At 71.4% G+C, this 24,396-nt stretch carries 25 protein-coding genes; 18 read left to right on the forward strand and 7 right to left on the reverse strand.

Translation table 11 applies throughout. The features are described from left to right. Positions 1 to 103 precede the first annotated feature (103 nt). The 4 genes from GPY60_RS05890 (at position 104) to pimB (ending at position 3,994) form a co-directional block, all read left to right on the forward strand. Positions 104 to 361, forward strand: a complete 258-nt coding sequence (locus GPY60_RS05890) for a hypothetical protein (protein ID WP_231639371.1) — start codon at positions 104 to 106, stop codon at positions 359 to 361. 170 nt (positions 362 to 531) lie between these two features. Then, complete coding sequence (gene ripC, locus GPY60_RS05895; protein WP_156686692.1) at positions 532 to 1,686, forward strand: peptidoglycan hydrolase RipC; 1,155 nt, start codon at positions 532 to 534, stop codon at positions 1,684 to 1,686. A gap of 58 nt (positions 1,687 to 1,744) precedes the next feature. After that, a complete protein-coding gene (locus GPY60_RS05900; RefSeq protein ID WP_197283556.1) occupies positions 1,745 to 2,563 on the forward strand; it encodes a hypothetical protein in 819 nt (272 codons plus the stop codon). Between the two features lie 288 nt (positions 2,564 to 2,851). Beyond that, a complete protein-coding gene (gene pimB, locus GPY60_RS05905; protein ID WP_156686694.1) occupies positions 2,852 to 3,994 on the forward strand; it encodes a GDP-mannose-dependent alpha-(1-6)-phosphatidylinositol monomannoside mannosyltransferase in 1,143 nt (380 codons plus the stop codon). A gap of 25 nt (positions 3,995 to 4,019) precedes the next feature. Here pimB and GPY60_RS05910 read toward each other — a convergent pair whose 3' ends face one another. Next, positions 4,020 to 5,819 carry an AMP-dependent synthetase/ligase gene (locus GPY60_RS05910; RefSeq protein ID WP_156686695.1) on the reverse strand — a complete coding sequence of 600 codons (1,800 nt, stop codon included), beginning with the start codon at positions 5,817 to 5,819 and terminating at the stop codon, positions 4,020 to 4,022. A 135-nt stretch (positions 5,820 to 5,954) separates the two neighbouring features. Here GPY60_RS05910 and GPY60_RS05915 point away from each other — a divergent pair, with 135 nt between their 5' ends. The 5 genes from GPY60_RS05915 to GPY60_RS05935 all read left to right on the forward strand — a co-directional run bounded on the left by GPY60_RS05915 (position 5,955) and on the right by GPY60_RS05935 (position 9,357). Further along, a complete protein-coding gene (locus GPY60_RS05915; RefSeq protein WP_156686696.1) occupies positions 5,955 to 6,344 on the forward strand; it encodes a polyketide cyclase / dehydrase and lipid transport in 390 nt (129 codons plus the stop codon). Positions 6,345 to 6,447: 103 nt separating this feature from the next. Then, positions 6,448 to 6,885: an SRPBCC family protein gene (locus GPY60_RS05920; protein WP_156686697.1), complete on the forward strand. Its 438-nt coding sequence runs from the start codon at positions 6,448 to 6,450 to the stop codon at positions 6,883 to 6,885. Next, positions 6,878 to 8,146, forward strand: a complete 1,269-nt coding sequence (locus GPY60_RS05925; protein ID WP_156686698.1) for an ArsA family ATPase — start codon at positions 6,878 to 6,880, stop codon at positions 8,144 to 8,146. Before GPY60_RS05920 ends, GPY60_RS05925 begins: the two co-directional genes overlap by 8 nt. After that, positions 8,143 to 8,544 carry a hypothetical protein gene (locus tag GPY60_RS05930; RefSeq protein WP_156686699.1) on the forward strand — a complete coding sequence of 134 codons (402 nt, stop codon included), beginning with the start codon at positions 8,143 to 8,145 and terminating at the stop codon, positions 8,542 to 8,544. The genes GPY60_RS05925 and GPY60_RS05930 overlap by 4 nt, the downstream gene beginning before the upstream one ends. A gap of 84 nt (positions 8,545 to 8,628) precedes the next feature. Then, positions 8,629 to 9,357, forward strand: coding sequence for a lysophospholipid acyltransferase family protein (locus tag GPY60_RS05935; RefSeq protein WP_156686700.1), 729 nt, complete (start codon positions 8,629 to 8,631; stop codon positions 9,355 to 9,357). Here the strand turns inward: GPY60_RS05935 and GPY60_RS05940 are convergent. Next, entirely contained in the window at positions 9,354 to 10,667 is a 1,314-nt protein-coding gene (locus GPY60_RS05940; RefSeq protein ID WP_156686701.1) for a glycosyltransferase 87 family protein, read from the reverse strand. The genes GPY60_RS05935 and GPY60_RS05940 overlap by 4 nt on opposite strands. Before the next feature lie 91 nt (positions 10,668 to 10,758). On the opposite strand from GPY60_RS05940, the gene GPY60_RS05945 reads away from it, so the two are divergent. Genes GPY60_RS05945 through GPY60_RS05955 form a run of 3 tightly spaced genes read left to right on the forward strand, consistent with a single transcriptional unit; the run spans position 10,759 to position 13,577 of the window. Then, a complete protein-coding gene (locus tag GPY60_RS05945) occupies positions 10,759 to 11,649 on the forward strand; it encodes a hypothetical protein (RefSeq protein ID WP_156686702.1) in 891 nt (296 codons plus the stop codon). A gap of 9 nt (positions 11,650 to 11,658) precedes the next feature. After that, positions 11,659 to 12,141 (forward strand): polyadenylate-specific 3'-exoribonuclease AS, encoded by a 483-nt coding sequence (locus tag GPY60_RS05950; RefSeq protein WP_156686703.1) that lies wholly within the window; start codon positions 11,659 to 11,661, stop codon positions 12,139 to 12,141. Between the two features lie 47 nt (positions 12,142 to 12,188). Further along, positions 12,189 to 13,577, forward strand: a complete 1,389-nt coding sequence (locus tag GPY60_RS05955) for a class II 3-deoxy-7-phosphoheptulonate synthase (RefSeq protein ID WP_156686704.1) — start codon at positions 12,189 to 12,191, stop codon at positions 13,575 to 13,577. 78 nt (positions 13,578 to 13,655) lie between these two features. On the opposite strand, the gene GPY60_RS05960 is transcribed toward GPY60_RS05955, so the two are convergent. Continuing rightward, a complete protein-coding gene (locus GPY60_RS05960; RefSeq protein WP_156686730.1) occupies positions 13,656 to 14,900 on the reverse strand; it encodes a protein kinase domain-containing protein in 1,245 nt (414 codons plus the stop codon). 120 nt (positions 14,901 to 15,020) lie between these two features. Here GPY60_RS05960 and GPY60_RS05965 point away from each other — a divergent pair, with 120 nt between their 5' ends. Further along, complete coding sequence (locus tag GPY60_RS05965) at positions 15,021 to 15,425, forward strand: Rv2175c family DNA-binding protein (protein ID WP_197283551.1); 405 nt, start codon at positions 15,021 to 15,023, stop codon at positions 15,423 to 15,425. Here the strand turns inward: GPY60_RS05965 and GPY60_RS05970 are convergent. Further along, positions 15,422 to 16,948: an alpha-(1->6)-mannopyranosyltransferase A gene (locus GPY60_RS05970; RefSeq protein WP_156686706.1), complete on the reverse strand. Its 1,527-nt coding sequence runs from the start codon at positions 16,946 to 16,948 to the stop codon at positions 15,422 to 15,424. The genes GPY60_RS05965 and GPY60_RS05970 overlap by 4 nt on opposite strands. 13 nt (positions 16,949 to 16,961) lie before the next feature. Continuing rightward, positions 16,962 to 18,011: a bifunctional (2E,6E)-farnesyl/geranyl diphosphate synthase gene (gene idsA2 / locus GPY60_RS05975; protein ID WP_156686731.1), complete on the reverse strand. Its 1,050-nt coding sequence runs from the start codon at positions 18,009 to 18,011 to the stop codon at positions 16,962 to 16,964. A gap of 187 nt (positions 18,012 to 18,198) precedes the next feature. Here idsA2 and GPY60_RS05980 point away from each other — a divergent pair, with 187 nt between their 5' ends. Beyond that, a complete protein-coding gene (locus GPY60_RS05980; RefSeq protein ID WP_156686707.1) occupies positions 18,199 to 19,098 on the forward strand; it encodes a mycobacterial-type methylenetetrahydrofolate reductase in 900 nt (299 codons plus the stop codon). 1 nt (position 19,099) lies between these two features. Here the strand turns inward: GPY60_RS05980 and GPY60_RS05985 are convergent, their stop codons facing one another. Together GPY60_RS05985 and GPY60_RS05990 are read right to left on the reverse strand one after the other, a co-directional pair. Next, positions 19,100 to 19,747 (reverse strand): LppM family (lipo)protein, encoded by a 648-nt coding sequence (locus GPY60_RS05985; RefSeq protein WP_156686732.1) that lies wholly within the window; start codon positions 19,745 to 19,747, stop codon positions 19,100 to 19,102. Between the two features lie 146 nt (positions 19,748 to 19,893). Continuing rightward, on the reverse strand, positions 19,894 to 20,496 hold the full coding sequence (locus GPY60_RS05990; RefSeq protein WP_156686708.1) for a GNAT family N-acetyltransferase: 603 nt from the start codon (positions 20,494 to 20,496) through the stop codon (positions 19,894 to 19,896). 325 nt (positions 20,497 to 20,821) lie between these two features. Here GPY60_RS05990 and GPY60_RS05995 point away from each other — a divergent pair, with 325 nt between their 5' ends. The 4 genes from GPY60_RS05995 to GPY60_RS06010 all read left to right on the forward strand — a co-directional run. Next, positions 20,822 to 21,223: a DUF3040 domain-containing protein gene (locus GPY60_RS05995; protein WP_156686709.1), complete on the forward strand. Its 402-nt coding sequence runs from the start codon at positions 20,822 to 20,824 to the stop codon at positions 21,221 to 21,223. Between the two features lie 503 nt (positions 21,224 to 21,726). Continuing rightward, the gene (gene mraZ / locus GPY60_RS06000; RefSeq protein ID WP_156686710.1) at positions 21,727 to 22,158 is read left to right on the forward strand and encodes a division/cell wall cluster transcriptional repressor MraZ; all 432 of its coding nucleotides are present in this window, start codon (positions 21,727 to 21,729) and stop codon (positions 22,156 to 22,158) included. A gap of 154 nt (positions 22,159 to 22,312) precedes the next feature. Further along, positions 22,313 to 23,449 (forward strand): 16S rRNA (cytosine(1402)-N(4))-methyltransferase RsmH, encoded by a 1,137-nt coding sequence (gene rsmH, locus GPY60_RS06005; protein ID WP_156686733.1) that lies wholly within the window; start codon positions 22,313 to 22,315, stop codon positions 23,447 to 23,449. Continuing rightward, on the forward strand, positions 23,446 to 24,396 hold a 951-nt coding region (locus GPY60_RS06010), incomplete at its 3' end, for a hypothetical protein (protein ID WP_156686711.1). The genes rsmH and GPY60_RS06010, both read left to right, overlap by 4 nt.

The following is a 24,396-nucleotide window of genomic DNA, read 5'->3' on the forward strand; positions in this document are numbered from 1 at the left end:
CACGCCGGTCGCGCGGGCGGCGAAACGTGTCGGTGGTCGCGGTTAGCGTGCGGTCAGTGCGACGTCCCGTTCGCCCCGAGCCCGACCGAGAGGACCAACCCCGATGGCACAGATCCCGTTCGGAGAGGACAGTCCGGATGCCCGCGCTTGCGCCCGCACCGGGCCGGTGGTCATCGACTGCGACGAATGCGCGGTGCGTGGCCCCGGATGCCGCGACTGCGTGGTCAGCGTGTTACTCGGCGTGCCCGAGACGTTATTGCAGGACGAACGCGCCGCACTCGAGGTGCTCGCCGATGTCGGATTGGCGCCGCGACTGCGGCTGGTGCCGATTCGGCGCGACCGCGGTTCTGGTGTAGCGTAATCGCCTTGTGCGCCAACGAACCTGACTCACTCTCACGGAAATGACAGAAATCTTTCCAATTTCTTAATCGCCCGCTTTGGACAAACGCCGATATCGTTTCGTAACCTGTTTGAGACCTAAACCCAGCTCGACGCCACGTCCGTCGAACGGCCGTTTAAGGAAGACAAATCTTGAGGCTCGATTCTAAGTACCCGATCGCGCGTGTCACTACACGAATTCTCGTCGGGACGTTAGCGAGCTTGACCGTCTCCGCCGGAGTGCTGGCCGCCAACGCGGTGGCCGACCCGGCCGACGACGCGCTCGCCAAGCTGACCGCGCTGTCGCGCCAGGCCGAGCAGACCACCGAGGCGATGCACAGCGCGGAGCTGGACCTGGGCGCGAAGCTGGCCGCCCAGCACGCGGCCGAGAAGAAGCATGCGGACGACCAGGCCGCCGCCGACGCGGCGAAGGCGCGCCTCGCCGACTTCCAGGGCGCGGTCAACAAGCTCGCCGCCGCCACGTACATGGGCGGCAGCGTCGACGGCATGCAGGCCATCCTCACCGCGGGGTCGCCGCAGGGGCTCATCGACAAGCTCGCCGTCCAGCGGGTGATGGCGTCGCAGATGGTCAACCAGATGGCGAAGTTCCGCGCCGCCGGCGAGCAGGCCGCCAAGGCCGAGCGCGAGTCCGCCAAGTCCGCGGCGGACGCCAAGAGCGCCGCCGAGCAGGCGGCCGCCGTGGCGGCGAGCCTGCAGTCCAAGCAGAGCCAGTTGCAGGTCCAGATTGCCGTGGTCAAGTCCCAGTACGTGGCCCTGACGCCGCAGCAGCGGACCGCGCTCGCCGAGCCGGGCGCCGTGCCCGCGGCGGCTCCGGGACCCGGCGCGCCGGCGCCCGACGCCGCGCCGCCGGGCGCGCCCCTGCCCGGCCAGGCACCGGGTGAGCCCCCGCCGGCGGGTCTCATGCCAGGACTTCCGCCGGGCGTTCCGGGTGGTGGCACCGGCGACCGCGCGACCGTGGTGCAGGCCGCGCTGACCCAGGTCGGGTCGTCCTACGTCTGGGGCGGCGCCTCGCCCGGCGCGTTCGACTGCTCGGGGCTGGTGATGTGGGCGTTCCAGCAGGCCGGCATCTCGCTGCCGCACTCCAGCCAGGCGCAGGCCCAGGGCGGTCAACCGGTGGCGCTCAACGACCTGCAGCCGGGCGACGTAGTGACCTTCTATTCCGACGCGTCGCACAGCGGCATCTACGTCGGCGACGGCATGGTGATCCACTCCTCCACCTACGGGGTTCCCGTGCGGGTGGTTCCGATGAACGCCGCTGGCCCGATCCACGACGCGCGTCGCTACTGACCCTCGGGGGCGACGCCGGCGGCTCGCGGTTCTGCTGGGCCTGGTTTTCGTTGTCGAACTGATCGTGGCCGCGGCCGTGCCGTTCGACGTGGCACGCGACCGCCGCGCGCGACCCGCCCAGGTCGTCACGCCGGCACCCGAACCGGCCCGGGTCGTATCCAAGTCACTGGTCGCCGGCGATCGGACGGTCAGGATCCAGGCTCCCGCCGGCCCGGCCGGTGACCGGCTCGTCTCCCGCGTCGCCTCGGACGTCGGGGCGGCGGTCACCGCCGTCGAGGCCTTCTGGGGCTTTGATTGGTCCCGCGACATCGCCATCGTCGTTGCCCGGACCGACGAGGAGTTCCGCGCGGCCGCGGGCGGGGGACCGCCGGCGCAGTGGGCCGACATCGCGGCCGTGACGGTCGTCGACCGGGTCGACGTCGCGCACCGGCTGGCGGTAGGCCAGCGGATCGTCTTGGCGCCGGGCGCCGCCGGGATGAGCGAGTCGGGGCTGCGAATCGTGTTGGCGCACGAGCTGTTTCACTACGCCGCGCGAGTGGACACCGCCGCGGACGCGCCCCGGTGGCTCACCGAGGGCGTCGCCGACTTCGTCGCGCGGCCGCCGACGCCGGTGCCGCCGGGCGCCCTCCCGGTGCCGCTGACGTTGCCGTCGGACGCCGACCTCGACGCGCCCGGGCCGCAGCGCTCACTGGCCTACGACCGCGCGTGGTGGTTCGCCCGTTTCGTCGCCGACACGTACGGGCCGGCGAAGCTGCGCGAGCTGTACCTGGCCACCTGCGGCGTCCGGCACTCCGACGTGCCCACCGCCGTCCGCGACGTCCTCGGCACCGACACGGCCGGCCTCCTGGTGCGCTGGCACCAGTGGCCCACCGGCTGATTTTGATTGCCCGGCTCCGCCTCGGCGTGGTCGTCAGACCGGCGCCGAGACTGCACCCAGCGCGCGATTTCGCGCAATTTCTCGATCTCTGCGCAGGATCGGGTCGCTCACCGCAGGCTCGGCGCGCGACGGGCGAGCGCCTCGCGGACGCGACCGACAAAGTCGGAGGGCTGGCTCCTCCTCGGACCGGTACCCGGTCCGCATCGTCGCCAGGCTGACGCTCGATTGCCTGGCTCCTCCTCGGACCGGTACCCGGTCCGCATCGTCGCCAGGCTAGCCTGTGCCCCTGTGAGCCGAGTGCTGCTGGTCACCAACGACTTTCCGCCCCGGCCGGGCGGGATCCAGTCGTATCTCGGCGAGTTCGTCGGCCGGGTGGTGGCCGGCGGCGCACACTCGGTGACCGTGTACGCCCCGCAGTGGAAGGGCGCCGACGCCTACGACGACCAGGCCCGGGCGGCCGGTTACCGGGTGGTGCGGCATCCGGGCACGCTGATGCTGCCGGGTCCGGCGGTCGACGGGCGGATGCGCCGGCTGATCGCCGACCACGAGGTCGACACCGTCTGGTTCGGGGCCGCGGCCCCGTTGGCGCTGCTGGCGCAGCGGGCCCGGGGGGCCGGTGCGAAACGGGTGGTGGCCAGCACGCACGGGCATGAGGTCGGCTGGTCGATGCTGCCCGTCGCGCGCTCGGTGCTGCGCCGCATCGGCGAGGATACCGACGTCGTCACGTTCGTCAGCCGCTACACGCGGTCCCGGTTCGCCCCCGCCTTCGGGCCCGCGGCGAGGCTGGAGTACCTCCCCTCCGGGGTGGACACCGACCGGTTCAAGCCGGATCCGAAGGCCAGGGTCGCGCTGCGCGACCGTTACGGGCTGGGCGAGCGGCCGACCGTGGTCTGCCTGTCCCGGCTGGTGCCGCGCAAGGGCCAGGACACGCTGATTCGCGCGTGGCCGTCGGTGCGGCGGCAAGTCGACGGGGCGGCCCTCGTCATCGTCGGCGGCGGGCCCTACTCCGACGAGTTGCGCAAGCTCGCCCGCGAATCGGGGGTGGCGGCCGACGTCACGTTCACCGGCGGTGTGCCGGCGGCCGAACTGCCGGCGCACCACGCGCTGGCCGACGTGTTCGCGATGCCGTGCCGCACGCGCGGCGCCGGGATGGACGTCGAGGGGCTCGGCATCGTGTTCCTGGAGGCCTCGGCGACCGGCGTCCCGGTCATCGCCGGCGACTCGGGCGGCGCCCCGGAAACCGTGCGGCACAACGAGACCGGGCTGGTCGTCGACGGACGTTCGGTGAGCCGGGTCGCCGACGCCGTCTGCGAGTTGCTCGCCGACCCCGAACGGGCCGCCGCGATGGGGGCGGCGGGGCGGGCCTGGGTGACGTCGCAGTGGCGTTGGGACACGCTGGCCGCCCGCCTGGCCGAACTGCTCGAGGGGTAACCCGCGAGGGGGCGCACGCCCCAGATCAGTGCGCGTAGATCGCCTCGATGTCGGAGGCGAACTTCTCGGCCACCACCTTGCGCTTCACCTTCATCGTCGGCGTCAGCTCCCCGGTGTCCTCGGTGAAGTCGACCGGCAGGATGCGGAACTTGCGGATCGACTCGGCGTGCGACACCGCGAGATTCGCCTGCTTGACGGCCGCGTCGACCTCGGCGACCAGGTCCGGGTCGGTGGCCAGGTCGCCCACCGACGCGCCCGCCGCCTTCGAATTGCGCTGCTTCCAGCCCTCGAAGGCCTCCGGATCGATGGTGATCAGCGCGCCGATGAACGGCTTGTTGTCCCCGACCACCAGCGCCTGGCTGATCAGCGGGTGCGCCCGCAGCTGGTCCTCGAGGACCGCCGGCGCGACGTTCTTGCCGCCCGCGGTCACGATGATCTCCTTCTTGCGGCCGGTGATCGTCAGGAAGCCGTCGTCGTCGAGCTTGCCGAGGTCGCCGGTCTTGAACCAGCCGTCGGCGAACGCCTCCTCGGTGGCCTGCTCGTTGCGCCAGTACCCGCTGAACACGACGCCCCCACGTACCTGCAGCTCGCCGTCGTCGGCGATGCGAAGGCTGTTGCCGGGCACCAGCGTTCCGACCGTCCCGATCCTGACGTCGCCGACCCGGTTGACCGTGATCGCCGCGCTGGTCTCGGTCAGCCCGTAGCCCTCGTGGATGGTGACGCCCACCCCGCGGAAGAAGTGGCCCAGCCGCGCGCCCAGCGGCGCCCCACCCGAGACGGATGCGCGGCAGTTGCCGCCGAGCGCGGCCCGCAGCTTGCGGTAGACCAGCCGGTCGAACACCGCGTGCTTGGCGCGCAGGAGCGGCCCGGGCTTCCCGCGGTCGTAGGCGCGGCTCCAGTCGACCGCCGTCTGCGCGGCGAGCGCGAAGATCCGCCCGTTGCCGTCGTTGGCGGCGTTCTGCTCGGCGGTGTTGTACACCTTCTCGAAGACGCGCGGCACCGACACCACCACGGTCGGCTTGAACACCGCGAACATGGGGAGCAGGTTCTTGATGTCGCTGGTGAACCCGACGGTCACCTTGTTGGCGAACGCGCCGAGGGTCAGGGCGCGGGCCAGCACGTGCGCCAGTGGCAGAAAGATCAGCAGCCGCTGGCCCTCGTGCAGCAGCGTCGGGAGCGACTCCTTGGTGCCGCGGATCTCGTGCAGCAGGTTGGAGTGGGTGAGCTGGCAGCCCTTGGGCCGTCCGGTGGTGCCCGAGGTGTAGATCAGGGTCGCGGGGTGGTCGGCGCGCAGGCCGTCGAGCCGGGCGGTCAGCTCGGCCGGGTCGACGGACGCGCCCGCCTCGACGAGCTGGTCCACCGCCTTCGGGCCCGACCCGTTGATGTGCAGCACGCGGCGCAGGGCCGGCAGTTCGGCGGTGAGCTCGGTGACGATCGCGGCGTGCGCGTCGGTCTCGGCGAAGGCCAGCACCGCCTCGGAGTCCTGCAACACCCAGCGCACCTGCTCGGCCGACGACGTCTCGTAGATCGGCACGACGACCGCGCCGACGGACAGGATGGCCAGGTCGAGGATCGCCCACTCGTAGCAGGTGGCCGAGAAGATCGATACCCGGTCGCCGGCCTGCACGCCCAGCGCGATGAGACCCAGTGCCGCCGAACGGATTTGGGCGGCCGCCTCGGCGCAGGTGACGTCGGTCCACTGGCCCTCTACCTGGCGCTGGTAGATCGCGAAGTCGGGGTCCTCGCGCTCGTGGGTGTAGACCATGGCCGCGACGTTGTCGTGCTCGCCGACCGAGAAGTGGGCGGGGACGCTGTACTCACGCACGTGATGACCTCGTTTGACTAGTGACGTTCCCGGACGACGTTCGCGAGCCGGCTTGCTGATGCCCAGCCTAATGCGGCCGCCGGCGCGGTCAGCCCGGTGCGGGAGCGCCGGTCATCGATGTGTGAAGCTGTGGTGGTGAACTCCATCCAGATCGCCGACGAGACGTTCGTCGCCGCCCCGGGGGCCCGGGTGGGCGCGGCGGTCGCCGATCGGGCCAGCTGGCGCCGGTGGTGGCCCGACCTGCGGCTGGAGGTCGTCGAGGACCGCGCCGACAAGGGCATCCGGTGGGCGGTCACGGGGGCCTTGACCGGCACCATGGAGATCTGGCTCGAGCCGTCGCTGGACGGCGTGGTGCTGCACTATTTCCTGCACGCCGAGCCGACCGGTGTGGCGGCGTGGCAGCTGGCCAAGCTGAACTTGGCGAAAATGACGCACCGCCGTCGGGTGGCGGGCAAGAAAATGGCGTTCGAGGTCAAGACGAACCTGGAACGCCTCCGTCCGGTGGGGGTTTCTCCGGTAGGTTAGCCGGGTCCGGTGTGCTCACCGGAGTACCGTTTCGCACCGACGGCCCGGGGTAGTCCTGCACTCGCCGGGGGCAGCCGATCGCGGGAGAGAGGGCAGCAACCAGGTGGCCGAGAAGACGACGCAGACCATCTACATCGAAGCCGACCCCGCCACGGTGATGGGAGTCATCGCGGACATCGATTCCTACCCGGAGTGGATCTCGGAGTACAAGGAAGCCGATGTCCAGGAAAAGGACGCGGACGGCTACCCGAAGGTCGCCCGGTTCGTGCTGGATGCCGCCGTCCTCAAGGACACCATGGTGATGTCCTACCAATGGCCGAAGGACCGTCAATCGGTCAGCTGGACGCTGGTCTCGGGCTCGTTGCTGCGTTCGCTGGAAGGTTCATACCGCTTGGTGCCCAAGGGATCTGGCACCGAGGTGACCTATGAGCTGTCGGTGGACCTGGCCGTCCCGATGATCGGGCTGCTCAAGCGCAAGGCCGAGCGCCGGCTGACCGACACCGCGTTGAAGGATCTGAAGAAACGAGTCGAGGCTGAGTGAGTCCGCTACGCCTGCCCCGGCCCGGATCAGTCTCTTCCTGGGGAAGGGCGGGGTAGGAAAGTCCACCCTGGCGTGCGCCACCGCCGTCAGCGATGCCGGCGCGGGCCGGCGGGTGCTGGTGGTGTCCACCGACCAGGCGCACTCGCTCGGCGACGTGCTCGGGGTGGCCGTGCCGGCCACCGGCCGGGGCGAGCCCGTCCGCGTCCTCGCCGACTTCGACACCGCGGGGACGAGCGGCGGATCCCTCGACGCCCTGGCCCTGGACACCCTGGCCCTGCTCGAGGACCGGTGGCACGCCGTGGTGGACGCCGTCGACCGGCGGCTGCCCGATTCGGAGCTGGGAACCATTGCCCCCGAGGAACTTTCGGCGTTACCCGGGGTGCAGGAGGTGCTCGGGCTGCACGCGGTCGGGGAGCTGGCGGCCTCGGGGCGCTGGGACCGCATCGTCGTCGACTGCGCCTCGACCGCCGACGCCCTGCGGATGTTGACGCTGCCCGGCACCGTCGGGCTCTATGTCGAGCGCGCGTGGCCGCGCCATCGCCGGCTTTCCGGCGTCGTCGACGACGCCCGCTCGGCGGCGCTCGTGGAACTGCTCGAACGCATCAGCGCCGGCGTCGAGCGCCTCGGCGCGCTGCTCTCCGACGGCGGGTCGGTGGGTGCGCACCTGGTGCTGACGCCCGAGCGGGTGGTGGCCGCGGAGGCGGTCCGCACGCTCGGGTCGCTGGCTCTCATGGGCGTGCACGTCGAGGAGCTGATCGTCAACCAGGTGCTCGTCGAGGACGAGTCCTACGAGTACCGGAACCTGCCCGACCATCCGGCGTTCGCGTGGTACGCCGAACGCATCGGCGAACAGCGCGCGGTGCTCGGCGAACTCGAGGCCACCATCGGGGACGTCGCCCTGGTGCTGACGCCGCATCTGTCCGGCGAGCCGATCGGTCCCAAGGCGCTCAGCGCGCTGCTGGACGCCGCCCGCCGTCGCGGCGCGGCCGCACCCCCCGGACCGCTGCGGCCGATCGTGGACCTCGAATCCGGCGAGGGGCTTGGGTCGATCTACCGGTTGCGGCTAGCGTTGCCCCAACTCGACACCGGCGCGTTGTCCCTGGGCCGCGTCGACGACGACCTGATCATCAGTGTCGGCGCGTTGCGGCGCAGGGTCCGGCTGGCTTCCGTGCTGCGACGCTGCACGGTACTGAACGCCAGTTTGCGCGGTAGCGAGCTGACAGTCCGCTTTCAACCGGATCCGGAGGTGTGGCCTAAGTGACGGGGGCTCATGCCGACATCGGTCCCGAACTGCGCAGGCTCGCGCAGGCGATCCTGGACGGCATCGACCCGGCGGTGCGGGCGGCGGCCGCGCTGTCGGCCGGTGCCGGCCCGGGCACGGGCAAGTGCCAGCAGGTGTGGTGCCCGGTGTGCGCCCTGGCCGCGGTCGCGACCGGCGAGGAGCACCCGCTGCTCACCGTGATCGCGGACCACAGCGTCGCCCTGCTGGACGTCATCCGGCGCATCGTCGACGACATCGACCGCTCGGCGGGAGCCCAGCCGGACGGGGAGCCGCCGGACAGCGGACCACCCGAGGGCCCGGGGCCCGGGGGCGGCGCCGACGGGGACGCCGGCGCCAGAACCCGGTACCAGTCCATCCCGGTCGTCGTCGAGGAGTGACGCGGCGGGGAGAAGGTGGTCGCGCCTGCCTCCGGTCGGTACAGTTGGCGAAAAGCATTTTCCGCACGGGCGAGAGGGAGGGCCATGTGGTACTGGCTTTTCAAGTACATCCTGCTCGGCCCGCTGCTGTCGCTGCTCGGCCGGCCGAAAGTCGAAGGGCTGCAATACGTTCCGGGGCACGGCCCGGCGATCCTGGCCAGTAACCACCTGGCGGTGATGGACAGCTTCTACCTGCCGCTGGTGGTGCGGCGGCGGATCACGTTCCTGGCGAAGCTGGAGTACTTCACCGGCACGGGACTCAAGGGCTGGTTCAAGCGCTGGTTCTTCACCGCCGTCGGTCAGGTGCCCATCGACCGCTCCAACGCCGACGCCGCGCAGGACGCGCTGGACACCGCCGAGCGGGTGCTCTCGCAGGGCAAGCTGCTGGGCATGTATCCCGAGGGCACGCGCTCGCCGGACGGTCGCCTTTACAAGGGCAAGACCGGGCTGGCCCGGCTGGCCTTGCACACCGGCGTCCCGGTGATTCCCGTCGCGATGATCGGCACCAACGTCGTGAACCCGCCCGGCTCCAACATGTTGCGGTTCGGCCGGGTGACGGTCCGCTTCGGCAAGCCGATGGACTTCTCCCGATTCGAGGGCCTGGCCGGCAACCGCTTCATCGAGCGGGCCGTCACCGACGAGGTCATCTACGAGCTGATGCGGCTGTCGGGGCAGGAATACGTCGACATCTACGCCGCCAGCCTCAAGGAGCGCGCCGACGGCGACGGGTCGACCGACGAGGCCGCGCGGATTCCCGCGACCGCCGCCGGCTAGCCTCCCACGTCGCTCAACTGCCGCCGCGTGCCCGCGCCGACCGCCGGCTCGTCGGTGCCTCCCGACGCCCGCCGGGCGGTGACGGTGAGCCCGGCGACGACGATGACCGCCAGCGCCCACCACACATACGACATGCCGAGGAGCTGACGCCACCACGACGCGGTGGTCTCGTGATGCTTGGGCAGCAGGTCGATCGGCGTCCACCGCATCAGGGCCATCCCGGCCAGGGTGACCAGCGCCAGCGCCACGTTGCGCCGCCGCCAGGCCGCCACGCCGGTCACGAGCACGACCGGTAGCACCCACACCCAGTGGTGTGACCACGACACGGGCGACACCAGCAGGCCGAACAGGGCGACGCAGACGAGCGCGAGCATGGGTTCGCCGGCCGCCAGCACCCGCCGCATCGCCCAGACCGTGAGCGCCAGGATGGCCAGAGACACGGCCACCCACAGCAGGAACTGCGGCTGATGCCCCAGGCCCACCCGGGCCAGGGCCCCGGCGACGTTCTGGTCAGTGTTCAGCGCCGCCTCACCGATCCGGTCCGTGTGATGCAGGGTGTAGGTCCAGTACTCCCACGAGTCGTTCCACGCCAGCGCGAACCCGAGCAGCGTCGCGACCGCGAACGAGGCCAGCGCGGTCAGGGCGGCCCGGGTGTCGCGGCGCAGCAGGAAGTAGAGCAGGAACACGGCCGGCGTGAGCTTCAGCGCGATGCCCAGGCCCAGCAGCAGGCCCCGCGGCCACGGCGTGCGGCGCGGCACGCAGTCGGCGATCACCAGCGTCATCAGCACGACGTTGATCTGGCCGAACGCGAAGTTCGCGGCGATCGGCTCCAGCCACAGCGTCGCCGGCACCACGATGACGGCGGCCAGCCAGCACCGGCGCAGCCAGGCCGGACCGGCCAGCCACGACGACGTCGCCCACACGTCGAGGCGGGTCAGCAGGATCGCCGTCGACATGATGAGCAAACCCAGCGTCAGCGCCGTGATCGCCACGCTGGCCGCCGGCATCTGCAGCCAGGCGAACGGGCAGAACACGATGGCCGCCAGCGGGGGATAGGTGAACGGCAGGTCGATGCCGATCGGTGTGTGGAACAACACATCGCCGTGGTGAGCGCCGTGGTAGAGCGGGCGCCCGTCCATCCAGGCCCGGCCGCCCATCTGATAGACGTCGATGTCGATGCGGTAGGGCGTGTGGCCGAACAGCTGCCAGCCGATGTAGCCCAGGCCCGCCGCCGCCAGCAGCCACAGCACGGACCACAACAGCGCCCGCCCCGGTCGAGAGCCCACGCCGGGCGCCTGCGTTTCACTCATGTCGCAGAACAGCGTAACGGTGCGGGCGTCCGGCACGCTGGCGCAGCGCGGCATCCGCGGCGATCCGCCCGGCAGGCGTAGCTTTCTTTAAGTGCTCCATTGGTTCGTGTTCGGCGTTTCCCGGTGGTTCGCGCACGACATCGTCGGCCGCGGCCGGCTGCCCCTGCTGTGCTGCCTGGTCGCGTTCATCCTCACCTTCTTCGTCACACGCAGCTTCGTCCGGTTCATCCGCCACCGCGCCGAGAGCGGTCACCCGCCGCGCTGGTGGCATCCGCGCAACGTCCACGTCGGGGGAGTGCACATCCACCACGTGACGTTCGGGGTGGTGTTGGTGATGGTGTCGGGGCTGACGCTGGTGACGCTGTCGGTCAGCGGTCGGGAACCCGAATTCACCTTGTCCGCAACACTTTTCGGCATCGGCGCCGCACTGGTGCTGGACGAGTACGCCCTCATCCTGCACCTGTCCGACGTCTACTGGTCGGAGGACGGCCGCACGTCGGTGGACGCGGTGTTCGCCGCCGTGGCGGTGGGCGGGCTGCTGATCATGGGTCTGCACCCGCTGATGTTCTTCCTGCCGATCTGGCACAGCGCCGAATCCGTGCCGCTGCGCGCGGTGGTCGGGGGCGCGATGGCGCTCACGCTGCCGCTGGCGGTCGTGGTGGTGCTCAAGGGCAAGGTGTGGACGGGGCTGCTCGGCATGTTCATCGTCGTGCTGCTGGTGATCGGCGCGGTCCGGCTGTCCCGCCCGCACGCGCCCTGGGCCCGGTGGCGATACACCAGTCAGCCGGACAAGATGCGCCGCGCGCTGCAGCGGGAGCGGACGCTGCGCCGGCCGGTGGTGCGGGTCAAGCTCTACGTGCAGGGCGCGATCGCCGGCACCCCGCACCTGCCCGACGAGCGCACCGTCGACGCCCAGCTCGACCACGAGGTGCACCCCGCGCCGCCGCCCGGAGACACCGAGCCGATCCTCATCGGCAGGTAGCCTCGCCCGGTGCGGTATTTCTACGACACCGAGTTCATCGAGGACGGCCGCACCATCGAACTGATCTCGATCGGCGTGGTGGCCGAGGACGGCCGCGAGTATTACGCCGTGTCCACCGAGTTCGACCCCGGGCGGGCAGGCGGCTGGGTGCGCGCCAACGTGCTGCCCAAGCTGCCGCCCCCGTCGTCGCAGCTGTGGCGCTCGCGCCGGCAGATTCGCGCCGACCTCGAGGAGTTCTTCGGCGTCGACCGCGACGACGCGATCGAGCTGTGGGCCTGGATCGGGGCCTACGACCACGTGGCGCTGTGCCAGCTGTGGGGCACGATGCCGGAGCTGCCGCGCGCGCTGCCCCGCTTCACCCGCGAATTACGGCAGCTGTGGGAGGACCGGGGCTCGCCGCGGATGCCGCCGCGGTCGGCTGACGCCCACGACGCGCTGGTCGACGCCCGCGACCAGCTGCGCCGATTCCGCATCATCACGTCCGGTGAGTGAACGTTCGCCCTGATCAGCCGTCTCCGGATCCCGGTTACGATGGACCGATGAACTGGACCGTCGACATACCGATCGACCAGCTGCCGCCGCTGCCGCCGCTGCCGGGCGACCTGCGGGCCCGGCTCGACGCGGCGCTGGCCAAGCCGGCCGCCCAGCAACCCAGCTGGCCCGCCGACCAGGCGGCCGCCATGCGCACGGTCCTCGAGAGCGTCCCGCCGGTCACCGTCCCGTCGGAGATCGTGCGCCTGCAGGAGCACCTGGCGCAGGTCGCGCGGGGCGAGGCCTTCCTGCTGCAGGGCGGCGACTGCGCCGAGACCTTCGTCGACAACACCGAGCCCCACATCCGCGGCAACATCCGCACCCTGCTGCAGATGGCCGTCGTGCTGACCTACGGGTCCAGCATGCCGGTGGTCAAGGTGGCCCGCATCGCCGGCCAGTACGCCAAGCCGCGGTCGGCGGACGTCGACGCGCTGGGGCTGCGGTCCTACCGGGGCGACATGATCAACGGCTTCGCGCCCGACGCCGCCGTGCGCGAGCACGACCCGTCGCGGCTGGTCCGGGCCTACGCCAACGCGAGCGCGGCCATGAACCTGGTGCGGGCGCTGACCTCGTCCGGGCTGGCGTCGCTGCACCTTGTGCACGACTGGAACCGGGAATTCGTCCGCACCTCCCCGGCGGGCGCCCGCTACGAGGCGCTGGCCAGCGAGATCGACCGCGGCCTGAAGTTCATGAGCGCCTGCGGGGTGGCCGACCGCAACCTGCAGACCGCCGAGATCTACGCCAGCCACGAGGCCCTGGTGCTCGACTACGAGCGGGCCATGCTGCGGCTCTCGGACGTCGAGGACGGGGAGCCGCAGCTCTACGACCTGTCCGCGCACACCGTCTGGATCGGCGAGCGGACCCGCCAGCTCGACGGCGCGCACGTCGCGTTCGCCGAGGTGATCGCCAACCCGATCGGCGTCAAGATCGGCCCGACGATGACCCCCGAGCTGGCCGTCGAGTACGTCGAGCGGCTCGACCCGCACAACAAGCCGGGCCGGCTGACCCTGGTGAGCCGGCTGGGCAACAACAAGGTCCGTGACGTGCTGCCCCCGATCATCGAGAAGGTGCAGGCCACCGGCCATCAGGTGATCTGGCAGTGCGACCCGATGCACGGCAACACCCACGAGTCGTCCAACGGCTACAAGACCCGCCACTTCGACCGCATCGTCGACGAGGTGCAGGGCTTCTTCGAGGTGCACCGCGCGCTGGGCACGCACCCGGGCGGCATCCACGTCGAGATCACCGGCGAGAACGTCACCGAGTGTCTCGGTGGGGCGCAAGACATCTCGGACACCGACCTGGCGGGCCGCTACGAGACCGCGTGCGACCCGCGGCTGAACACCCAGCAGTCGCTCGAGCTGGCGTTCCTCGTCGCCGAAATGCTCCGCGACTAACTGCCGCCGAGCGTGCATGTTTGTACGCCGACACGCCGTTGCGGGCGTACAACTGCGCACGCTCGCGAGGTCTGGCTTCTAAAGCAGCCCGTTCAGGTTGCTGCCGATCGTCCAGGCCGCCGCCGCGGCCAGCCCGGTGAGTGCGAGGATCACGGCAACCCAGATCAGCACCATGCGCCGCGACCGCTGGCGGGCCCACGCGAACTCGCTCATCGCGATGCCGGCGAAATGCCCTGTGGCGGGCTGGTATTCGAACTCTTCGAGGTCGGGATCCGGCTCGGGCGGGGGGCGGGGCGGCTCCTGCCAGTCGCCGGGGCCGCGGGTCAGCTGGCGCGTCGGGTGGCGGACCGGCGCGGGGGCCGACGGCCCGGCGGGGGGCCGCGCGGGCTGCTGCGCGGCGGCCCGGCGCTCGGTGATCCGCGTCTGGTGCAGCGCCGCCGAGCGGTGCTGGGCGGAGTTGCGCGGCGCCGGCACCCGGAAGTCGGGCAGCCCGAGCTCGTCGGCGATCGCGTCGAGCTCGGCGCCCATCTCGATCGCGTCGGCGAATCGGCCCGCCGGGTCGCGGGCCGTCGCGCGCGCCACGAACTCGTCGAACTCCGCGGGCACGCCCTCGATCGCGGCGCTGGGCGGCGGCACGTCGGTGTCGAGCCGCTGGTAGGCGATCGACAGCGCCGAGTCGCCGGTGAAAGGCGTGCGCCCGGTGAGCATTTCGTAGGCGAGTATCCCGGTGGAATAGACGTCGCTGCGGGGACCGGCGTTCCCGTCGCGCACCTGCTCGGGCGACAGGTAGGCGGCGGTGCCCAGGATGACGCTGGTCGAGGTGATCCCGGCGGCCGCGACGGCGCGCACCAGCCCGAAGTCGGCGATCTTCACCTCGCCGTCGTCGGAGATCAGCACGTTCTCGGGCTTGACGTCGCGATGCACCAGGCCCGCCCGGTGCGCCGCGGCCAACCCGCCCAGCACCGGGCGCAGCACGGCCGCCACGGCGTGCGGCGGCATCGGACCGCGCTCGGCGAGCAGCTCGCGCAAGGTGCCGCCCTCGACGAGCTCCATCACCAGGAACGGGTGCCGGGCGTCCATGCCCTGGTCGTAGACCGCCACGAGGCCCGGGTTCTTCAGCCGGGCGACCGTGCGCGCCTCGAGCCGGAAGCGGGTGAGGAACTGCTCGTCGCCGGCATAGCGGGCGTCCATCACCTTTACCGCCACGGGCCGGTCGAGCCGAACGTCGACGCCGCGGTAGACGGTCGAGGTTCCGCCGCTGGCGATCTTGCACTCGACGAGGTAGCGGCCGTCGAGCAAGGTTCCCTCCAGCGGGTCGCCCATACCGGCTTCCGTCCCAGCCACAGCCACGGGCCAATCGTAGGTGCGGCGGCGGCCGCGCCCGTGTGGACGGGCCGCGAAAACATGCCTCGCCGGGCACCGGGCTGGGCCTACACTGGCGCCGTGGGCAGTATTCCGGCCGGCGACGATGTGCTTGACCCCGACGAACCCATCTACGACCTGCCCCGGGTCGCCGAGTTGCTCGGCGTGCCGGTCACCAAGGTCCAGCAGCAGCTGCGGGAGGGGCACCTGGTGGCGGTGCGCCGCGACGGCGGGGTGGTGGTGCCCCAGGTCTTCTTCACCCGCTCGGGCGAGGTGGTCAAGAGCCTGCCCGGGCTGCTGACGATCCTGCACGACGGCGGCTACCACGAGACCGAGATCGTGCGCTGGCTGTTCACCCCGGACCCGTCGCTCACGGTCACGCGCGACGGCAGCCGAGACGCGCTCAACAACGCCCGTCCCGTCGACGCGCTGCACGCCCACCAGGCGCGCGAGGTGCTGCGCCGGGCGCAGGCGATGGCGTACTAGGCGGACGCGGCGGCCCGGGTTTCGGCCCGGTGCAGCGAGTACCAGGCGGCCAACGCGCAGGCCGCGGCGATCGAGACGTGCAGCCACGAGTACATGCCGTGCGACCCGTCGGGCTTGAAGATCACCATGACCCACGTCGACAAACCCGCGATCAGGGCGACGGCCTTCCGCGACTGGGCCAGCGGGGCCACGACCGCCAGCGGCCAGGAGTAGTACCAGGGCAGCGCGGCCGGCACGAACAGCACGACGATCACCATCGACCAGGCGATGCCGGCCAGGGCTTCGCGGTCGTCGTGCCGGAACCGCCACCACAGCAGCGGCAGCGCCACCGCGATGACGGCGATCCCGATGAAGCGCGTGATCCGCAGCGTGGCATAGAAGTTCACCGCGAAGAACGGGCTCCCGAGGGCGTGGATCAGGTTGGCGGCCGCGGTGGGGACGGTGAGCCAGTTGATGATCTTCACCGATCCCGCCAGCGCGGTGAGCCACCCGAGGCCGACCCCGGCCACCGCGGACAGCACCCCGAAGACAACGGCGAAGATCGCCAGGGACACGGCCGAGGCCGTCACGAACGCGCGGGCGGACCCGTACCCCCGCTCCTGGCGCAGGTGGCGCATCCACACCCACACCAGGAACGGCAGCGCGATCCCGGCCGTGGCCTTCACCGCGATCCCGACGGTGATCAGGGTGACGCCCAGGACGTGCCGCCCCTCGAACGTCAGCGCGATGCCGGCGGCCATCAGGCCGACCATGAGCATCTCGTTGTGCACGCCGCCCATCAGATGGATCAGCACCAGCGGGTTGAGCACGCAGATCCACAGGGCGATCGCGCCGTCGGTGCCCAGGTGGCGGGCCATCCGGGGCGCGGCCCAGATCAGCAGCGCGAGCCCGGGCAGCATGCACAGGCGCAGCAGCATGGTCCCGGCGACCACGTTGTTGCCGACGATCATCGTGACGAGTTTCGCCACCAGGATGAAGGCCGGGCCGTAGGGGGCCGTGGTGATCGTCCAGATCGGACTGACGTTGTCCAGCAAGGGATTCGGGTTGGCGACGGGCCCGACGTTGTAGGGGTCGAGGCCGTCACGCAGCAGCGCCCCCTGCGCGAGGTAAGAGTAGGTGTCGCGGCTGAAGACGGGCACCGACAGCAGCAGCGGCGCCAGCCAGAAGCCGGTGGTGGCCTTCATCGTGAACTCGGTGGCCCGCCCGGCCAGCGCGCGCCGGCCCAGCTTCAGCCACGCGAACAACATGAGGCCGACGCCGGCCCACAACAGGATCGACGACAGCACCAGGCCGTGGCCGAACCGCAACCAGGACAGGTGCAGCGACTCCAGCAGCGGGTCGTGCTGGCGGGTGCTGCCCGCGCCCAGGCCGCCCACGGTGATGAGGACCGAGCCCAGTAGGCCCAGTTTCGCCGGTCCGGAGTCGGGGCCGGCCGCGAACGCGATGAGCCGCGAAAAGCGTTGCCGGGCAGGCGGGTTCGGCGCCGGTTCCTCGGCGGGTGGGGTGTGGGTGGGGATGGTCATGGCGGCGTCGTCGTCAGGCGGAGCGGTCGGTGGCCAGCCTGGCGAGGTCGGACAGCCCCGCCTTGGCCGTCGCGTCGACCGGCGCGGCCGCCACTGTCTCGAGCGCGCGGCGGGTGAGCTCGGCGATGCGTTGCTCGGCGGCGGCCAGCGCGCCGACCGACTCGATGACGCCGCGCAGTTCGTCCACCTCCGCATCGGTCAGCTCGGCGCCGATCGATCGGCGCAGCAGGGCGGCCGCCGCCGGGTCGGACCTGTCCGCCAGCTCCACCGCCTCCGCCAGCAGCACCGTGCGCTTGCCCGACCGTAGGTCGTCGCCGGACGGCTTGCCCGTCACCGCCGGGTCGCCGAAGACGCCGAGCACGTCGTCGCGCAGCTGGAACGCCACGCCCAGGTCGGTCCCGAACCGGGCGAACGCGGCCTGCACGTCGGGTCGGTCGGCCGCGGCGGCGACGCCCAGTTGCAGCGGCCGCGCCACGGTGTACAGGGCGGTCTTGAAGGTGTCGACCTTCATCGCCGATGCGATCGACTCGGCGGCGCTCGCCTCGCCGACGATGTCCAGGTACTGGCCGCCCAGCACCTCGGTGCGGATGTCGGTCCACACGCTCCGGACGCGGCGGTGCGCGTCGGGTGACAGCTCCGCGCAGGAGACGATGTCGTCGGCCCAGGCGAGCGCGAGGTCGCCGAGCAGGATGGCCGCCGACATCCCGAACCGCTCCGCCGAGCCCCGCCATCCCCGCTCGCGGTGCAGCGTCGCGAAGCGGACGTGCGTCGTGGGATTGCCGCGGCGCGTGGAGGAGTCGTCGATCACGTCGTCGTGCACCAGCGCGCATGCGTGCAGCAGCTCCAGGGCCGAGAACAGCAGCAGCACCGCGGAATCCGGCTCATCCTCGGCCACGGCGCGCCAGCCCCAGTAGGCGAACGCGGGCCGCAGCCGCTTGCCGCCGTTCAGCACGAAGTCTTCGAGGGCGGCGATCAACAGACCGTAGTCGTCACCGATGGGGGCGCTTTGGGCGCGCCGCTCGCGCAAGTACCCCCGGAGCCGGTCGGTGATGGCGCCCGTCAACTCGACGGTGGCGGCTGCTTCTGCGGTTTCGGAGCTCAGGCCGGCGCCCCCTTCTGCTCGGCACGGCGTGGTTCGTTCCTGGCCCGACAGTGTATGTCGCCTGGCGGCGCCCAGTTGCTTCGACTGCCTCACTATCGCGCCCCTATGCTGGCGAAGACCCCAGACGTCTAAAAGGAACAGGAGCCGCGTGACCCTCAACACCATCGCGCTCGAGCTGGTGCCGCCGAATTGCGACGACGGTCGCGAGCGGGCCCTCGAGGACGCGCGGAAAGTGGTGCAGTACTCGGGGGAGTCCGGCCTGGACCGCCGGCTGCGGCACGTGATGATCCCGGGCATGATCGCCGAGGACGACGATCGTCCGGTTCCCATGAAGGCCAAGCTGGACGTGCTCGACTTCTGGTCGATCATCAAGCCGGAACTCCCGGGCATCGACGGCCTGTGCACGCAGGTGACGGCGTTCATGGACGAGGCGACGCTGCGGCAGCGGCTCTCGGCGCTCCTGGCCGCGGGCATGGAGGGCGTCGTCTTCGTCGGGGTGCCCCGGACCATGAACGACGGCGAGGGCTCCGGCGTGGCACCGACGGACGCCCTGTCGCTCTACCGGGAGCTGGTGGCCAACCGCGGGGTCATCCTCATCCCGACGCGCGAGGGGGAGCAGGGCCGGTTCACCTTCAAGTGCGACCAGGGCGCGACCTACGGCATGACCCAGCTGCTGTACTCCGACGCCATCGTGGGTTTCCTGACCGAGTTCGCCAAGACCACCGACCACCGGCCGGAGATCCTGCTGTCGTTCGGCTTCGTGCCGAAGGTCGAGGGCCGCGTCGGGCTGATCAACTGGCTGATCCAGGACCCGGGCAACGCCGCGGTGGCCGGGGAGCAGGAGTTCGTCAGGAAGCTGGCCGCCAGTGAGCCGCCGGAGAAGCGCCGGATGATGGTCGACCTCTACAAGCGGGTGATCGACGGCGTCGCCGACCTCGGTTTTCCGCTGAGCATCCACCTGGAGGCCACCTACGGGGTCTCGGGGCCGGCATTCCAGACCTTCGCGGAGATGCTCGACTACTGGTCACCCGCCCAGCGGGTTCAGTAGCTCACCCCGGCGGCTGGTCGCGCGGCGCGGTCATCCGCGGTGACCGGTCCCGGCTGTTCCAGGCCAGCAGCGCCACCACGCCGGCGGCGGCGAACGACGCGATGCCCAGCCAGACGCCCGCGCCGGTGAACGAGCGGGTGTTGGGGTCGGTCGAGCGGGCCTGCGCGGTCATCGTGGTGACGACGCCGGGCTTGAGCTTCCACGACACCACCTCGGGCTCGACGTGGTCGCCGTTGGTCGACGTCACGACGCCGGGGAAGGCGACCGTCAGCTCGACGTCGGCCTCCGGATCGGTCACCGACGTCAGGTCCGCCCGCCCCTCCAGGATCACCAGGTTGCCGTTGCGGCGCAGCGACAGGTTCACCCCGGAGGCGTCGGAATTCATGTTGGCCAGCTGCGGCAGCTCGGAGAACGTCAGGTCGGAGAACACCGCCTGCGATCCCACGTAGCCGTCGCTGTCGTAGTTCGACACCGCCACCTTCTGGCCGAACGGCAGGTTGTTGGTGTCGAGCTGCGGGCCGGTGTCCTTGGAGGTCTTGGGCTTGGCCGCGGCGACGACTTCGCCGGACACCAGGTCGTCGGGGGAGATGGTGAGCGACGCCCGCACGCGCAGGCAGCCGGTGGCCAGGGGGACCACGAGCATCAGCATCGCCAGCGCCAGCACGCGGCGGCGGGTGGCGGATCGTGGTGCCCGGGGTCGCGGGGAGCTGGCTCGCACCAGGTCATCGTGCCAGATGCGCGTGCGGCGCCCGGCCGGAGGCGCGCCGGGGCCGCTGCCTCTTCGGGGGCACGGGTCTAGAGGGGGAGGGCGCGCCCGAGGATGGCGAACGCACGTGGGTCGCCGGCGAAGTGGTAGCCCCGGATGATGTCGGCGAAGCCCAGGCGGCGGTACAGGCGCCACGCGCGGTTGGGTTCGCCGTTGGTCTCGGGGGTGGAGAGCAGGACGTTGTGCTCGGTCCGGCGGTCGAGCAGCCGGCGGGCCAGCGCCTCTCCGAGGCCGTGGCCCTGGGCGCGCGGGTGGATGTGCAACTCGGTGAGCTCGAAGTAGCTGCTCATGAGCCGGGCGATCTCCTCGGGCGGCATCCCCGCCCGCTGCAGGCCCAGCACCACCTGCTGCTGCCACCACTGACCCGGCGCCCCCGGATACCCGTAGGCCACCCCCCGCAGCGGCGCGTCGCTCAACTGGGCGGCCGTCGGGGCTTCCGCGCCCTCGGGCAGGTCGGCCTCGACGACGGCAGCCCCCTGCCACCCGGGTCGCCGGATGTGCTCCAGCCACATGGCGGCGCGCTGATTCTCGGTGCCCCGGGGGTAGCGCATCGCGTCGACGTACACGCCCAGCGCCTCGCCAAGGCGCCGCTCCATGTCGTGCGGCGGCAGGTCGATGAGGAAGATCGCCAACGTGCGGTGCCCTCCTCATCCACTGCGCGGGTCCGGTGCCTGTCGTGACCCCGGCCGCGGCCGAGTTGCGCTTCGGCAATTATCTCCACCCGGCCCCGGCCGCCCGACGCGCGGGCACGGCACCGACGGGCCCGCCCGGCAACCGGTTGGGGCGCAGCGCCGTTGCGGGTGTCGAGGGTGTCGGCCGGCGACCGGGATAGAATCGCCGCAGAACCAGTGGTACGGCGCAGATTGACCTCGTATCATCTGATTTAGGTGCCTTCACAACGGGCATCCGCGTGCTATCGAATTAGTGACGCGCCAACGTGTCGGCAAGGAGGGACGAATGCCACTCTCCGATCATGAGCAGCGGATGCTCGATCAGATCGAGAGCGCTCTCTATGCCGAGGATCCCAAGTTCGTCTCGAGCGTTCGCGGCGGCGGCTTCCGGGCACCGACCGCGCGCCGTCGGCTGCAGGGCGTGGCGCTGTTCGTCATCGGTCTGGCGATGCTGGTCTCCGGCGTGGCATTCAAGGCCACCATGATCGGAAACTTCCCGATCCTGTCCGTCATCGGTTTCATGGTGATGTTCGGGGGCGTGGTCTTCGCGGTCACCGGTCCGCGCCTGTCGGGCAGGCCGGGGCACCCCAGTGCCGGCCCGTCACCGCGTCAGCGCCGCAACAAGGGCGCCGGCGGTTCCTTCACCAGCCGCATGGAGGACCGCTTCCGCCGCCGTTTCGACGACTAGCGACGTCGTCACGACACTCACCGGGGTAGCCACTGGCTACCCCGTTTCCTTTCTCGCTTCGCCGCATTGGCTTCCCCCGCACCGAGACTGCGACGAACGCGTGCCGTCGCGGCTCGATGAGGCCGTGGCCGCAGGCTCGGCGCCATAGTTTCAGGCTCGACCCCGTTACGCGGCGATTGATCGGCTCAAGTGTCGCGCTCGATGCGCAACTGAGGCCGAATCGAGTCCCGGTCCTTCTTCCATGCCCCACTGCGCCCCACTCCGCGCCATCGCCGGGCGGAGTCGCGATTTCGGGGCTCTGAAGAGCCGTTTTACGACGCCCCGCCAGCGGCGGCGACGGCCGGTGCGGAACTCGTCGGGGCGCTTCGACCGCCCTGCGTGGCGGATAGCCCCGAAAACACGGCCGCGACACCGCGCTAATGGGGCAAAGTGGGGGATTGTGGGGTATGGTGGCTCAAGTGTTCGGGTGACCGCAGAGCCGCTTTCGGCGGGAGGTGAAGCGAGTGTTTCTCGGCACCTACACGCCCAAACTCGACGACAAGGGGCGGCTGACGTTGCCCGCCAAGTTCCGCGACGCGCTGGCAGGGGGGTTGATGGTCACCAAGAGCCAAGACCACAGCCTGGCCGTCTACCCGCGGACGGAATTCGAGCAGCTCGCCCGCCGGGCCAGCAAGACGTCGCGCAGCAACCCGGAGGCCAGGGCGTTCCTGCGCAACCTCGCCGCCGGGACCGACGAGCAGCACCCCGACGCGCAGGGGCGGATCACGTTGTCGGCCGACCACCGCCGCTACGCCGGCCTGTCCAAGGACTGCGTGGTGATCGGGGCGGTCGACTTCCTCGAGATCTGGGACGCGCAGGCCTGGCAGGACTACCAACAGACCCACGAAGAGAACTTCTCCGCGGCCAGCGATGAAGCACTCGGCGACATCATCTAATGCGTGGCGACCCGCAGCGCGCGGCGCCGCCGCGCTCGCGATCACCACGCGATCCAATGCGTGGCGACCCGCAGCGCGCGGCGCCGCCGCGCTCGCGATCACCACGCGATCCAATGCGTGGCGACCCGCAGCGCGCGGCGCCGCCGCGCTCGCGATCACCACGAGATCGGAGGCGCATGCCCGTGCATCGTGGCCTCTGCCCGAACCGACCCTGGCGTACTTCCCCAACGCCAGGTTCGTGCCTTCGGACAGGGACCCGGATGCAGGGGCACCCCGCCGGATCCCCGGAGGCGTTGCAGTGGTTGACGATTCAGGCGACTTCGGGCACGTGCCCGTCCTGCTGGACCGCTGCGTCGAGTTGCTCGCCCCGGCCCTGACCCGCCGCCACGCCGACGGCTCGGGGGCCGTCCTGGTCGACGCCACCCTCGGCGCCGGGGGTCATGCGGAGCGGTTCCTCGCCGAGCTGCCCGGGCTGCGCCTGATCGGTCTCGACCGCGATCCCGGCGCGCTGTACATCGCCGGGGAACGGTTGGCGCGGTTCGGCGACCGAGTCACGCTGGTGCGCACCCGCTACGACGGCATCGCCGACGCGATCGTCGAATCCGGTTGCGACACCGAGGAATCCGTCGACGGGATCCTGTTCGACCTCGGGGTCTCGTCCATGCAGCTCGACCGCCCGGAGCGGGGGTTCGCCTACGCCCAGGACGCGCCGCTGGACATGCGCATGGACCCCGACTCGCCGCTGACCGCCGCCGACATCCTCAACACGTACGACGAGGCGGCGCTGGCCGGCATCCTGCACCGCTACGGCGAGGAGCGGTTCGCGCGGCGCATCGCCGCGCGGATCGTCCGCGAGCGCACGGACGTCCCGTTCACCTCGACGGCACAACTGGTGGCCCTGCTCTACGAAGCGATCCCGGCTCCGGCCCGGCGCACCGGCGGGCACCCGGCCAAGCGCACGTTTCAGGCGCTGCGGGTCGCGGTCAACGACGAACTCGACACCCTGCGGCGCGCGCTGCCCGCCGCCCTGGACGCGCTCGCCCAGGGCGGGCGCATCGTCGTGCTGGCCTACCAGTCCCTCGAGGACCGGATCGTCAAGCGCGTGTTCGCGGACGCGGTCGCGTCCCGCACGCCGGTGGACCTGCCGGTCGAGCTGCCCGGCCACGGGCCGCGATTCCGCTCACTGACGCACGGCACCGAACGGGCCGACGCCGACGAGATCGAACGCAATCCCCGCAGCGCCGCCGTGCGGTTGCGGGCCCTGCAACGCATCGAGAAGGGCGACTCATGAAGGTAAAGGACGAGGCGCCGAAGCGCCGTCGCGACACCAGCCGTCGCGACGGTGCCGCCCGCAAGGGCAGGCGCGCCGCGGCCGAATCGGTGCCTTCGCGCGACGCCCGGCGCCGCACCCGGCCCGGCCAGGGCGCGGCGCGCGAGGCCCGCGCGCCCCGATCCGGTCCGGAGACCAGCCCGATCACCCGGCCGGTCGAACGGCCGGGCCGCCCCAAGAGCACCAGCCAGGCCAAGGCGCGTGCCAAGGCGCGCAAGGCCAAGGCGCCCAAGGCGATCCGGCCCCGCCTCACCGAACGGCTGGCCACCCGGCTGGCGTCCATCGACCTGCGGCCGCGGACCCTGCTGAGCCGGGTTCCGTTCGTGGTGCTGGTGATCGGGGCGCTGGGGCTGGGTCTGGGGCTCACGCTGTGGTTGTCCACCGACTCCGCCGAGCGGTCCTATCAGCTCAGCCACGCCCGCGAGAAGAACCGCATGCTCCAACAGCAGAAGGAGGCGCTGGAACGCGATGTGCGCGAGGCGGAGTCGGCGCCGGCGCTCGCGGAGGCGGCCCGCAAGCAGGGCATGATCCCGTCGCGGGACACCGCGCACCTGGTCCAGGACCCCTCCGGGAACTGGGTGGTCGTGGGCACCCCGAAGCCGGCCGACGGTGTCCCGCCGCCGCCGCTGAACAGCAAGATCTCCGACGCGCCGCCGCCGGCGCCGCCGCCGCCAGCCCTTCCGCCGGAGGTTCCGGTCGTGGTGCAGCCGGCGCCCGGCGCGCCGCCCGCCCCGGCCCGTTCGGGCCCGGAGGCGCTGCTGCGCGCGCCGGACGGCTCGTCCACCGTCGGTGGCCAGCACCTGCCGCAGACCGTGCCGCAGTTGCCCGGGCTGCCCAACGGCCCGCTCGCCGGGCTGACCCCCGGTTCGGTGCCGATCCCCGGGGCGCCGCGGTCGGCCGCCCCGGCG

Source organism: Mycobacterium sp. Marseille-P9652 (assembly GCF_902652685.1).
Lineage (GTDB): Bacteria > Actinomycetota > Actinomycetes > Mycobacteriales > Mycobacteriaceae > Mycobacterium.